This is a genomic window from Alienimonas sp. DA493 (assembly GCF_043951915.1).
In the GTDB taxonomy this organism is placed as follows: domain Bacteria; phylum Planctomycetota; class Planctomycetia; order Planctomycetales; family Planctomycetaceae; genus Alienimonas.
Map to the genome: position 1 here is coordinate 1 of NZ_JBINJD010000137.1, position 13,121 is coordinate 13,121.

Sequence of the window (13,121 nt, forward strand, 5' to 3'; positions counted from 1 at the left end):
GTCCGCAACGCCCGGCACAGCGTCGGACCGTTGACGGTCCAGCCGCGATCGGCCGCTCCTACTTGACCCGCCGCACCCGGCTTTCGGAGACGCGACACAGGGCGGCGACCTCGCGGGCGCCCCGTCCGGAGTCGCACTCCCGCAGGACCTCGGCCCGGCGTTCCTTGGAAGAAACCGCGGCGGCGCCGACGGGCGGGAACGGGACGCCCGAAAGCGGGCGATCCCGCCGCCCACGCGCTGCGGCTAGCTGAAGAGCGCTGTAGGCAGACCAGCAGCGGAAAGAGGCGATAGCGAGGATGTTTGCGGGGCGGCAGCGACTTCAGAGGCGTTCACCCAGCTGCCGTAGGCGACGTAATCAACTCAAACCGACAACGGAGTGCCGTTCACTCGCTTCGAGACGGCCGGCGGCGTCACGTCGATCGCAGCCGGGGGCTGGGCCGATTCATTGGAGTAGTAGGCTCCGCGATCCTGTCTCAGGCCGCTGCCGTAGTAATAGCCGGCTTCGACTTCCCGTGTGTACTCTCCGCCCGGCTCCAAACCGTTCACGACGAGCCCCAAGACGTTCGCCCCGGAGCGATCCAACGTGTCCAGCGACTCCTTCAACTTACGACGGGTTCGCCGAGAAAGACGGGTGACGAGTACGACGCCGTCGGCCGACGAGGCGATTGCAGCCGGGTCCGACACGGCCAAGACCGGCGGGCTGTCCAAGATCACATAGTCGAACTTCTGGCGGAGGAGTTCGAGAAACTCCTCAAATCGGCCCGAGGAGAGCATCTCAGCCGGGTGGTCGGGGTGGCTCAAGCAGGGCAGCAGCAAGAGATTCTCGACGCTGGACTCCACCACGGCTTCCTCGATCCGGTCGGGGTCCGCGATCGCCTCGGCGACGCCGACGCCGTCAGCCGACAGGCCGAACAACTTCGCCACCCGCGGACGCCGGAGGTCCGCGTCGACCAGAATCGTCCGTTTGCCGCTGCGGGCCAATGAGATGGCGAGATTCGCCGCCAGCGTACTCTTACCGTCGCCCGGATCGGCGCTGGTCACTTGGATCACGTGCAGGCTGGACCGGCGGGAAAAGACCAGTCCCGTCCGCACCGCCCGGAACGACTCGGCCAAACGGCTCTTGGGGCGATGGACGGTGAGCAGCGAGGGGTCTAAAGACCCGCTGCCCTTGAGGCGTTTCAAGAGCGGTGCGGGAATCTGGGGAATATGACCGAGCACCGGAATAGCGAACTCCGCCCGCAACTCCTCCGGACTCTTAAAGCTGTGGTCCCCTTGCTCCAGCAGGTAGGCCAAACCGAAGGCGATCGCCAGCCCCATCACCCCGCCGAGGGACAGGCTGCGGACCAATTCAACGGGCGTCAGCGCCCCGGGGCCGGCCGGGACCAACTCGGCGACCCGCACGGTGTCGGCGTCCTTCATCAGGTCCAGTTGGGCGATCCGGTCGACGAGCGCCTTGTACATCGACGCATGCCGAGTCACGCGGTCCCGTAGTTCCCGGTCCGTCATCTCGGCGTCTCGCAAGGAGTCGGCTTTCGCCTTGGTGGCGTCGTACTCCTGGTTCAGACTTGCGATTTGCGCCTCCAACACGCCGGCCCGTTCCTGCCGCGCCTCGATGAATAAGTCTAAGAACGACTTGGATTCCCCCGCGGAGCCGTTCAGGCCAGCCCGTTCGGCCATCAGCGCACGGGCGGCCGCGTAGCGGTTCTCCAACCGCTTCCGCTCGGGATGATTCTCGCCGTAACGCTCCCGCGCCTCTTCAAGCTGGGACATCAGCTCGAAATGCTTTTCCTCGAACCGCAGGGCGGCGGCTTCCGGCGTCGTTGCGCCCTCGGCGGCTCTCTGCCGCGACAGCGACGCCATCTGAGCCAAGGCCTCACGGCGCCCCCCCTCCTCGAGGGCGGCGAGAATCGCGTTGATCTCGGCCGTCAATCCGGTCAGTTCCAGCCGCAGTTCATCCCGACGAGCGTCGATCTGCACCAGATCGGAGGTATAGGGATTGAGCGGCTGCCCGTCCGCCCCGCGGGACAGCGGCGAGGTCTTTTGGAATTCCCGGTAAGCGGCCTCGGCGGCCTCTAACTCCTTGCTCGTCTGATCGTTCGCTTTGGTGATCAGTTCGATCGCCTCCTGGGAGACGGACTGCTCGTTCTCTTTTACGCTGTCGATGAAGGTCGCCACGACCGCGTCGAGGACGGCCTGGGTTTCCTCCGGGCTCTTCCCCACGTAGCTGAGCCGGACGACGCTGGTGTCGTCGATGTGCTGCCCGCTCAGATTTTCGAGAATTGTCGGGACCGGGGACGAGCCGCCGCGGAACCGGGGCAGTTCCTTCAGCCCGTGAGCTTCGACCGCCCGGGCGATCATCGGCGGGGTTTGGAGGCGATGCAGATAGTCCTCAAAGATGTTCTTCCGGCCATCGGACGGAGCACGCCCGCTCTCGTCCACCTCGACGGGCAGCGACGCCTGCCGGTAGGAGATCGTGATCTCTGCGACGGACCGGTAAACCGGCTCCTGCTTTGTGAAGTGGTAGTACCCGCCGCCCAGCCCGGCGGCCAAACCCACCAACAGCAGGAACCACTTTCGACGCAACAGGCGTCCGAGCGGGGGACCGGTCGGCGCCCCGGACGCCCCAGGCGCGGGAGGCGCGGGGGCCGAGCCGCCAAGCGGAGAGGCGCCGGCCGCGTACCCCACGGGCGCGCCGTACGCCGGAGGAGCTTGCGCGTGACCGCCGAATCCGTTGGAATGGGCGGGCTCGGCAAATCTGGGCACGGACAGCCTCGGGAAGGTGCAAAAAGAGAGGGTACCGGCGGTCGAGCCGCGGTCGGCGGGGGGAGCCGCAGGGGCGGGTCCTAGGCGGACGGCAGGAGGCACACTTTACTGGCCGTCACAACCAGCCATCAAGACGCTGCCTCCGCCAAGATTCCGGAAGCCGAAAAAGGAAACGGTTTGACCCGGCACGTTTCCCCGGCGAGACGTTTCGTCAGGGTCGGCGACTCACGAACGCCTCCACCCCGCACGACCGTCAGTTCACGACCGTCAGTCGGCCGTCCGTCTCGGATTCCAGCCTCCGGAGCCGAGCAATCCCGCAGCCGGGCCCGATGTCCGGCCGGCTCAGCCAAGAGCAACCATTAGCAAGGGAGGCTCGGCAGCCGCGTCGAATGCCGCGCCGACGATCAAACGCCCCTCCCGTGGGAGCCGGGGCAGCCACATGCGGATGCGGGAGGAAGCCACCGCGTCACGCTTCGCTCGCACTGCCCGCCGATGACAGTTTGAGGCGCTGTCAGTCGCAACGATGTGGCGGGACTGGTTCCCGGGCGAGATAGGCCTTCCGCTGGGTTTGGGGCGTCCGCGGAGACTCGTTCGGCCGCGGTCGTCGTGCCTGATGCAGACGAGGGGGCGACGTCGGACGTAAGTCGTCACCGACCTCTTCTCCCCCCGTCGCGTCGAGCAGTCCGGCGAGCATGCGGGCGAACCGGGCGGTCAGGACCGACCGGTCGTAGTCCGCGGACAGCTCCCGAGCGGCGCGGCCCGCGGCCTCCGCCTGGTCGGGGGCGTCCGCGAGGTGAGCGATTCGGTCGGCGAGCCCGACGACGTCGTCGGGCTCGGCCACCCAGCCGACGCCGCGGCCGTGGACGGTTTGGGCGAGCTCGCATTCCCGGGGGGCGATCGCCACGCAGGCGGTGCCGGAGGCGAGGATGCCGTACAGCTTGCTGGGCATCATGTACGGAACCGCCCGCGGATCGATCGACACGATGTGCAGATCCGCCGCCGACAGGCTTTCGGCGAGTTTCTCCTTCGGTTCGTAGGGCAGGAACCGCACGTTCGGCAGGCCCGCGGCTCGCGTCTTCAGCGATTCCGCCAGCGAACCGGCCCCCACGAACAGAAATTGCACGTCGTCCCGGTCCCGCAGTCGGGCGGCGGCGTCGACCAGCGTCTCCAATCGCTGAGTCTGCCCCATGTTGCCGGAGTGCATCACGACGAACTTGTCCGCCAATCCGTGCCGTTCCCGGAAGGGATTGAACGGTCGGACCGGCCGCACGGCGTCGGTGCAGGTCCAGTTGGGAACGATCTCCACCCGATCCGGATCCACGCCGAACCGGACGAACGTGTCCCGCATGTCGCGGCTGAGCGTCACCACCTTGTCGGCGTGGAGGTAACTGCGTTTCAGGGCGGACGACAGCAGCCGCACGCTCCGCCAATCCGGCACGCGTTGGATGGCGAGGCCGAGTTCCGGGTGCACGTCCTGGGCGTAGATTACCAGCTTCGCCCGGTGACGAACCTTGAGGAGCACGCCGGCGAAGGCGAGCAGAAACGGGTCCGTCTCCACGACGACCACGTCCGCCCGGCGGCAGAACAGGGCGCGCAGCACCGCTCCGATCAGGAACGTCGTGAAGTTGACGGCCCGTCCCCGCAGCGTGCCCTTATTCCACCGCGTGTGCCACACGCGGTGGACCGTCACGCCGTGACGCGCCGTCGTCCCGAGCGATTTGCACCGGGCCCCGGAGGGATTCCAGTTCGGCCGTCCGCATACCACGGCGACCTCCGGCGCGAACGGCCGTTCGGGCGAGTCCGTCGCGGCGTCTCCCGCCCTCGCCGCGAGATCTTCGGTCAGTTCAGTGAGGAGTTGCCCCGTCGCCTCCGCGTCCGGCCAGTAACTCCTGTTTAAAAACAGAACCCGGGGCGGGCGTGACCGGTCGGTCATCGAATGTCGAAATTGGGGGACGATGCGGGTGGTTCGCGCGACGCACCGGCGGGTCGACGGGGTTCGCCCGACGACGAAGGGGGGACTGACAGCATGGGGGACGCTCGTAGGCGCGACTAGAACCTGACGGCCGGATTGAGCAAAAAGCGACCGAAACGAAGCTGACCCGCGGCCTCCGTCGTCGCGGGAACGGCCTGATCAGTCCACGATCGCGTTCGGCGAGTCAGTCGAGCGCCTCGACCTCGTAGTCCTCCAGCGACGCGCTGGCCCCCTGCTGCAGAAAGTCGACGGCGACCAACAGGCGCCGTTCGTTTTGCCGCTTCAGAACCGTGCCGACGAGGCCCTTGAACGGTCCGGTTTTCACCCGAACCGCGTCGCCGACCTCCAGCTTTTGCTCGCGCGTGACCTTCTCCCCGCTGCCCAGCAGGACGTCGATCTTCTTCAGGTCGTCCAGCAGTCCCGCGGGGTCGGGCACGTCGTTGACGCGGGAGACGCAGTTCGTGGTCATCGCCGCGTACTGCTCGTCCCCGCCGCCGAAGAGGAAGACGTAGTTGCTGAACAGCGGCACGTAGGCGGTTCGCACCCGGCCGGACGGCGACCGCTTGCGCTGCTCCATGACGGGGGCGAGGAACGGGACCTTCATTTGGTGCAGCTTGCGGCAGAGGTCCTTCTCGCGATTGGAGCGGGTGTAGACCAGCTTCCACCGCGGCGCCTCGTGATCGTCCGCCGGCGCCGGCTCCCGGCCGGGCGGATCGACCAGCAGGTCTTCGGGAAAACGGTCCGGCTCGCGAGCGAGAATCGGCATGGGGGAGCAACTCCAGCGGGCGGGAACAGCGCCGGGACGATCTCCCCGGCGACGACTGAGTCGTGATCTTTCTTGACCGGCCCGTCCTCGAAAGCAACTCCCGTCGTTCGGCAGGGACAAGTTGTCGCGGACTATAAAGGACGCTTTTCGCCCCACCAAACGGGGAACATTTATGCGACTGGGCGGACGCGGCCGGCTCTTTGCGAAAACTTGCCTAAGCGGACCAGTCGCTTCTTGAGGCTGGGGTCGTCCCCGGTATCTTCCGACCGGCCCGCCAGTCTCGGGTCCCCCGCCACCGGACGCTTGTCCCCCCGCCAAATGCTTCTCTCGCTGACGGTCCTGCTGGCCAGTTTGGCAATCACTCTGGCGGCGGTGCCCCCGATCCGACGGGCGGCGGTTGCTTGCGATCTTGTCGACCGACCAGACCAGCGTCGCAAATTGCACGGCCGCATCGTGCCGCTGGGGGGCGGACTGGCCGCTTACGTCGGTTGGCTGCTCCCGCTGGCTGCCGTCGCCCTGTGGGGCGGAGCCGGAAACTGGCTGAAGGCCGGCGACGGCATGATCCGGGGCAGCGAGACTGTCCCCGGCGAAACCCTGCGCTACGTCGGGCTCGCCGCGGCGACCGGCTGGCTCGTCGCCCTGGGTTTGTTCGACGATCGCAGCACGTTGCGCGGCCGTCAGAAGCTGGTCGGGCAGGTCTTCTCCGTCGGTCTGCTGATCCTGACCGGCACCCTGGTGGAGCGACTCACGCTGTTCGGCATGACGATCGAACTCGGGCTGCTGGCGGCCCCGTTCACGGCGTTCTTCCTGTTGGGGTCCATCAACGCCTTCAATCTGCTGGACGGCCTGGACGGGCTCGCGGGCATGATCGGGGTGATCCTGGGGACGGCGTTCTGCGGCATGGCGTTGCTGAACCCGGTGGGCGGACCGACGGCCCTCGTGAGCGCCGCCCTGGTCGGAGCCTTATTTGGGTTTTTGGCGTACAATCGCCCCCCGGCGACCGTATTCCTCGGCGACGCCGGCAGCCTGTGGGTCGGCTTGACGCTGGGGTTCGTGGCCATTCACAGCGGACCGGGTCGCGGCGGGGAATGGGAAGCCGGCGCCCTGGCTCTGACGGCCCCGATTGCGGTGTGGACGATCCCGATCTTCGACGTCCTGGTCGCGATCATCCGGCGCAAGCTGTCCGGCCGCAGCGTCTACTCCGCCGACCGCGGCCACCTGCACCACCGCCTGAAAATCAACCGGAGCCTGTCCGAATCGCGGGTGCTGTTGACGATCGGCGGCCTGTGCACCGCGACCGCCGCCGCAGCGGTCATTGGGGTCGCTCTGAATCAGGAGTGGATCGCCGCGGCCGGCGCCTTGCTGGTGCCGGCCACGATGGTCGCAACTCGGCTGTTCGGGTTTGAGGAGGTCGTCCTGCTCTCGAAACGCACCCGCGGGGCGGCTCGTTCGCTGGTTCCGAAGCGGGGGCCGGCGATCGTCAACGGCGGCCGCGAACGCCACTTCGGGCTGCCTGACGATCCGCAATGGAAACAACTCTGGGCGCAGTTGCTCGATCACCTCGACCGGTACGCGCCGGTCGCCGTCCGTCTGGAAGTCGACGCGACGGACCAGTGGGACCACTTCTTCGTCGAATGGAACCGGTCCGGTGAGCGGGTCGACGACCGCGACCTCCTCCGCATCGACGTCCCCCTGGGCGGGGGCCGGAAGCCGATCGGCCGGTTGCGGGCGCTCGCCGAACCGTCCGACGGGGCGGCGGTCGACCGGCTGATCGCGGTCACGGACACGCTCGTCTGGTTCGAACGCGAGGTCGTCGACCTGTTCCGGTCGGACCCTGTCGAACGAGCGGAAGCCCCCGCCGCCCCCGCCGTGCAGACCGTGGAGCGGTCGGCCCGGTCGGCGAGCGTTTTCAGAAGGGCGAAATCGCCGGAGTCGAGCTTGCCCGCTCGACTTTCGGAAGCATCCGTCTGAGGCGAACAAGAGCCGGTTTACGGGCCGTGAGGCAAGCCCGTTTCCGAGGCGGAACGCGGCCCCGTCCGGCGACACGGCCGAAGCGTCGTGCCCGAAGGTTCGCCGTCGAAAGCGTCGATCCTGCCGCGTTTCTGGGTTGTCCCTCTCATGGGGCGGCGGCGGCGGGCCGATCAGCAAGGTGAGTCCCGACATTCGGTCAGTGGCGGTTGTGCGCCCCCTGCCGATTCGGCGAGTTCACCCCGTTGATCAAGCCCGGACGTCGTCGTCCGGGCGGAAGGATCCGTCCCATGCCGACCCGCCTGAACCGAGACCGCGTCGAAGACGCGCTGCGTCGGCATCGTGCGTGGCGTCACGGCCGCCGAGCGGCGCTCGCCGCGGTCACGGCAGCCGCTCTGGGCGTCGGCGGGTGCGCCTCGCTGAAGACGCCCAGCGCCGCCGGCGGGAAGAACGCCGCGCTGCGGTCGTTGTCGGCGGAAGAGTTGCGGGAAGTCGCCGTGATGTTCGAGGCTCAAGGCCGCACCGAACGGGCCGAGCGGCTCTTCGCGGCGGCGGACCGCCGCATGGGCGTCCCGCCCGCCGGTCCGCACGCCGCCCCCCTCGACGGCGAAGGCGAGGCGGGCGAAGCCGTCCCGCCCTCCCCGATCCCGACGGCGCCGGTTCAGCTCGCCGAGAGTTCGCCGGAGACCGTCCCGCCGCCGAAATTCGGCGACACGGCGCCGGCCGCCGGCTCAGCTGAAGCCGCCCCGTCGGAGGAGCCCGCACTGCTCGCGGACGCGTCCGGCGACGAACCCCTGACCGGGGCCGAAACCACTGCCGGGCACGCCCCCGCCGAGGCTGCCTTCGTCGCAATGGACGTCGCCTCCGCGGGGGACGTCGCCGACGAAGGCGTCACCGGCGCGGAGGACGTCGTCTTCGAGGACGTCTTCGCTGCCGAGCATGTCGCCGTCCCGGACGCCGCCGTCGAAGACATCACCGTCGCGGAGGTCCCCGCAGAGAAGATCGCGATCCCGGAGGAGACGGGCGTTCCGGAGGACGTCGCCGTCACGGAAGTCGCCGCCGCGGAAATCCCCCCCGTCTTGGAAGTCATCGAGGAAGCGGCCGGGATCCCTCAGCCGGAGCCGGCGTTCCTCCCCGCGGACGCGGCTCCCCTGGAGGAGATCGCCCCCCCGACCGCACATGTCGCCGCCGTCGACGACGAACCCGCCGAAACGTTCCCCCAGCCGACGGACGCGGGCAAGGAGCCGGAGCCCATCCCGGTTCTCCAAGCGACCGCGTCGGCCGATTCCGCCGCCTCGTTCGAGGAGTTCGTCGCGGCTTCGGAGTCGGTTTCCGTCGATCCGCCGGAGCCGCTCGTGGAGGAACCGGCGCTCCTCGTCGACGAAACGGAGTGGGAGCCGTCGAAGCCCGGCTTCGCCCGCTACGACTCCTTCCCGCTCCCCGCAGGACGGGCCACGCTCGAGCTCACGTCGTCGGCCGAATGGGAGGCGTCGGATCCGGACTCCCCCCCGGCGGGGAGGGCGTCCTTGGAGCCGGATTCCATTCCGGAGCCGGAGCCGGAGCCAATCCCGGAGCCGGTTCCGTTCCTGAGCGCCGGCGAAGTTCCGCCCGAGCCGCTTCTCACGACCGACGGCCGCGCCCGACTCTGAATTTCGCCTTTTCGGTCCGGCCCGGTCGCCGGAGCCGCCGCCCGGGGCTCGCCGTTTTGCCGGCCCCGTTTCCCCGCACAGCGTCGCCGCCCCCCGCCCGCGGTTCCCGGAACCTCCCATGACCGTCTCCCCCCGACAAACCGCCCCCCGCCCGACCCCGCGGTCGCGTCGTCGGTCGGCCGTCCCGTGGCTGGCGCCCGCGGCGCTGGCGGTCGCCCTGGCCGGTTGCTCGACCGGCGGGCTGCGGAGCCACTTCAGCGAGACCGCAACCTGCGTGCGGGTGCATTTCGCCGCCGAAAAGGCCTACCTGCACCGCGGCGACCTGTTCCACGAATGCTGTTCCCACCCGCTGGACTTCAAGCACGGATTTAAGAACGGCTACCGGGACGTCGCCCTGTACGGCGACGACTGCTGCGCCCCGCCGACGCCGCCCAGTTGCTACTGGGGGTGCTGCACCGACGACCCGTGCGAACGGGTCGAACGGCTGAACTGCTACTACGACGGTTGGGCCCACGGGGCGATCGCCGCGGGGCAGGACGGCGTCGCCGGGTTGAACACGGTGCCGATCCGCAACATCTGCGGCGGCATCCAACCGGCGGGGGCGTACGGCCCGATGCCCTACGCCGATCCGGGAGGCTTCGACCCCTACCAGCCGGACGACCTGCCCGAGGGCGTCGCCGCCCCGGCCCCGGACCCGTTCGCGGCTGAGCAGTTCGACCCGCGGCTCCCCGCGACGCCCGTCCCGGCGCCGGCCCCGCTCCCGGTCCCGCCGGACCCCGCGGTCGACGCGGAGGTCGAACGCGAAGGCAGCGTCGGCGGCTCCCCGAACGACGACCTCCTGGAGGAACTGCTGGACGCCGACCGCCAGGACGGCGACGCCCTGGACTTCGACACCTCGCCCGAACCGCGCGGCGCCGCGGCCGACGGCGCCGAATCGCTCTTGAACGACGGCGACTCGACGACGCGTCGAGAGAACGGCTTCCGCACGGTCCCCTCCTCCGACGACGGCCCGAGGGTCACAACCCTCTGGAGCTCCGACAGCTGACCTGATCGGTCGGTCGCGCCTCCGCGGGCCGCCGTCACGCCCCCCGTACTCCCTCACCGTTCCGCCCCCGACCCTCTTTGCACCAACCGACCGCACCGGTCGGGGAAACACGGACGTTCGCCATGATTGCCGCCCCCCTCCGCCGCCCGCTCCCGGATCGCTCCGTCGCCCGACGGGCGGCGGCCCGCCCCACGCTGCTCCTGGCGGCCCTGGCGGCGGTCGTGCTGGCGCCGGGTTGCCAGAGCATGTCGCTGGGTTCGCTCGGCAGCTATTGCATCGAGGCGATCCCCGCCCGCCGGCTGCCGCCGCCGGCTCTGGCGCGATCCAAGGACGACCTGATCGAGACGAGCAAGGCCCGTCTGCGTCAGCGCCCGCAGGAGGTCTACGCCCTCGGCGCCGGCGACGTGCTGGGCGTCTACATTGAAGGCGTCTTGGGCGAGGAGGGCGCCGTCCCCCCGGTGAACTTCCCGGAAGACGCCTCGATCCCGCCGTCGATCGGCTTCCCGGTGCCGGTCCGCGAGGACGGGACCGTGTCGCTCCCGCTGATCCCCCCGGTGTACGTCGCCGGCGGCACGATCGCCCAGGCGGAGGAGAAGGTCCGTCAGGCCTACATTGAGGGCGGCATTCTGAACCCTGAGACGCTGTCCACGATCGGGATCATCATTACCCTGCAGCGCCAGCGCGAAGTGCGGGTGCTGGTGATCCGCGAGGACGCCGGCGGCGTGCAGAACGCCACCGAGAACGACGCGGGCGGCAAGAGCGGCTCCGGCTACCTCGTCGACCTGAAGGCCGGCGAGAACGACCTGCTGACCGCCCTGTCCGCCACCGGCGGCCTGCCCGGCAACGAGGCGATGAACGAGGCGATCATCTTCAAGGGCGGGGAGACCGGCGGCGCCGACTTCGACGCCCGCGTCGCCGCCTTCCGCCGCCAACCCATCCCCTGCGGCTGCAAACCGCCGCTGCCGGACCCGTACGGCCCCGGGGCGATCCGCATCCCCCTGCGGTTCTTCCCAGAGGCTCCGCCGACCTTCACCGAGGAAGATATCATCCTCGAGGCCGGCGACATCGTCTACGTCCCGGCCCGCGACCGGGAGAAGTACTACACCGGCGGCGTCCTGGGCGGCGGCGAGTACCTGCTGCCCCGCGACTACGACCTGAACATCCTCCAGGCGATCGCCGCCGCCCGGGGCGACATCGGCGCGACCGGCACGGGCATCAGCGGCATCAACCTCTTCGGCGGCCGCGGCGGCAACACTCAGATCTTCCCGCCGAGTCGGGCGATCGTGGTCCGCCAACTCCCCAACGACTGCGGCGAGGTGGTGATTGAGGTCGACCTCGCCCGGGCCCTGACCGACCCGCGGGAGCGGATCCTCATCCAGCCCGAGGACGTCATCGTGGTGCAGTACACCGTCTGCGAGGAGATCGCGAACACGACGATCAGCCTTCTGCCGGCCCTCCTGCTCCGCGGCACGTTCTAACGGCGAGACAGTTTATCGAAGACCGGCCCGGCCGTTCCGCGAGGATCGGCCGGGTCGTCTCGTTTCGCCCTCGGTTTCGTAACCGGTGAGACCGTCGGGTCGAGAGACGCCGCGGGGCTGCCAACTTCGCCTCGACGACCTCCTCGGCCAATCCAGCCGCCGACCGGCGATCCGCTTCGCCTGGTCTCGACCTCGCGGCTCCGCTGGCGGGGCTTCCCCTCCGGGACCGCGCGGCCCCGGATCGACGCCGGGCCGCTCCCCCGGATGGATCGTTCCGCCGCACGTCCGCCTCTGCGGACCTGCACGAAGCCTCTTACCGGACCGTATCCAGGCCCGATGAGTCCGCTTTGCAGAAGCGTAAGAAAACGTGGATGGTTGGACCGTTGCGTCAGAGTGGGGCAGCTGCGACGCTCACGCTGGATTTGCCGCCCCACGCCGCGACGACGTCAATGAAACGCAACTTTTGGATTGAAGGAAATCATAGCCGCCGAGCCTCGAACCTGCGGGCATGGTTTGCCGCCGGGGCGGTCCTCCTGCTGTTCTCGCACGCTGACGCGTCGGCCGGATTGATCACCTTTGAATTCGACACCCCCGGAACGAAGCCGAACGGCTTCACGAGTTCAGAGTCACCGCAGGTCTCTTTTTTCGATACGCTTGGGGCCGACTTAACCGTGGGCAACTTCGGCGCCAGGTCGATCGGGCAGGGGCTGGCGGTGCCGGGAGACGACGCGAGTGGGTTAGAACTGGTGTTCTCGACGATGATGTCGTCGCTCTCACTGACGTTCGGGAACGACGATCCTTTCTTCGTCGACTCGAACGACCTCGCCCTGCTCACGGTGTTCAACGGTTCCACGGAAGTGGGCCAAGAATCGGTGGTGGTCAACCGCAACACCGCGGGGGACCAGGTCGTGCTCTTCTCAGGTGCGAACTTCAACCGCGCCACGTTCTTCTTCACCGACGAGAACGAGGTGCCTCTAAACCTCGCTGAGGTCGTCGATAGTATTGCCTTCGCTGAGGCGGCGGCCGTCCCGGAACCCGGTTCCCTGGCGTTGATTCTGGGAGCGGGCGCGGCCGGGTTGTGTGGGGCGAGGCGTCGCCGGCGTGCCTCGTATAAGTCGGCCGCATAGGGGCGATCGCACGTTCGCGGGGCGGCGAGCGGCCGGTCGCCGCGAAGGGAGGTCGCGACCAGACGGCCTCCCGTTTGCCCCCGGCCGGGCGAGTACCTCGCTCGGCGATTGTCTCCGAGCAGTTCCCCATTACGCTGGGAGTTGGTGAAGCCGACAGTTTCCCCCCGCTGCGTTCCCCCCCTCGCCCGAGCCGTCCTTCAGATGACCTTCCTCCGCCAATCCGGCGCCCTGACGCGACGGGGCTTCACGCTGATCGAGCTGCTGGTGGTCATCAGCATCATCGCGGTGCTGATCTCCCTGGTGGCCCCCGCCGTCCAGCAGGCCCGCGCCGCCGCCCGGCTGCTGGAGTGCCA

Annotated in this window: 9 protein-coding genes; 6 read left to right on the top strand and 3 right to left on the bottom strand. The window is 68.9% G+C overall.

Going from position 1 to position 13,121, the window contains the following annotated elements:
- Nucleotides 1–360: 360 nt before the first annotated feature.
- From ACG2DA_RS17480 to ACG2DA_RS17490, 3 genes are all read right to left on the bottom strand, one after another.
- The gene (locus tag ACG2DA_RS17480; protein WP_395257157.1) at nucleotides 361–2,583 is read right to left on the bottom strand and encodes a polysaccharide biosynthesis tyrosine autokinase; all 2,223 of its coding nucleotides are present in this window, start codon (nucleotides 2,581–2,583) and stop codon (nucleotides 361–363) included.
- 691 nt (nucleotides 2,584–3,274) lie between these two features.
- Nucleotides 3,275–4,696, bottom strand: a complete 1,422-nt coding sequence (locus ACG2DA_RS17485; protein WP_395257159.1) for a glycosyltransferase family 4 protein — start codon at nucleotides 4,694–4,696, stop codon at nucleotides 3,275–3,277.
- Nucleotides 4,697–4,919: 223 nt separating this feature from the next.
- On the bottom strand, nucleotides 4,920–5,501 hold the full coding sequence (locus tag ACG2DA_RS17490) for a transcription termination/antitermination protein NusG (protein WP_395257161.1): 582 nt from the start codon (nucleotides 5,499–5,501) through the stop codon (nucleotides 4,920–4,922).
- A 318-nt stretch (nucleotides 5,502–5,819) separates the two neighbouring features.
- Between ACG2DA_RS17490 and ACG2DA_RS17495 the strand changes: the two genes are divergently transcribed.
- The 6 genes from ACG2DA_RS17495 to ACG2DA_RS17520 form a co-directional block, all read left to right on the top strand.
- Nucleotides 5,820–7,472 carry a glycosyltransferase family 4 protein gene (locus ACG2DA_RS17495; protein ID WP_395257163.1) on the top strand — a complete coding sequence of 551 codons (1,653 nt, stop codon included), beginning with the start codon at nucleotides 5,820–5,822 and terminating at the stop codon, nucleotides 7,470–7,472.
- A 287-nt stretch (nucleotides 7,473–7,759) separates the two neighbouring features.
- Complete coding sequence (locus ACG2DA_RS17500) at nucleotides 7,760–9,118, top strand: hypothetical protein (RefSeq protein WP_395257165.1); 1,359 nt, start codon at nucleotides 7,760–7,762, stop codon at nucleotides 9,116–9,118.
- 118 nt (nucleotides 9,119–9,236) lie between these two features.
- Nucleotides 9,237–10,163: a hypothetical protein gene (locus tag ACG2DA_RS17505; RefSeq protein ID WP_395257167.1), complete on the top strand. Its 927-nt coding sequence runs from the start codon at nucleotides 9,237–9,239 to the stop codon at nucleotides 10,161–10,163.
- Between the two features lie 122 nt (nucleotides 10,164–10,285).
- Nucleotides 10,286–11,641 carry a polysaccharide biosynthesis/export family protein gene (locus ACG2DA_RS17510; protein ID WP_395257169.1) on the top strand — a complete coding sequence of 452 codons (1,356 nt, stop codon included), beginning with the start codon at nucleotides 10,286–10,288 and terminating at the stop codon, nucleotides 11,639–11,641.
- A gap of 449 nt (nucleotides 11,642–12,090) precedes the next feature.
- Nucleotides 12,091–12,768: a PEP-CTERM sorting domain-containing protein gene (locus tag ACG2DA_RS17515; protein ID WP_395257171.1), complete on the top strand. Its 678-nt coding sequence runs from the start codon at nucleotides 12,091–12,093 to the stop codon at nucleotides 12,766–12,768.
- Nucleotides 12,769–12,969: 201 nt separating this feature from the next.
- Nucleotides 12,970–13,121 (top strand): type II secretion system protein (locus ACG2DA_RS17520; protein WP_395257173.1); only part of this gene is annotated, 152 nt, incomplete at its 3' end.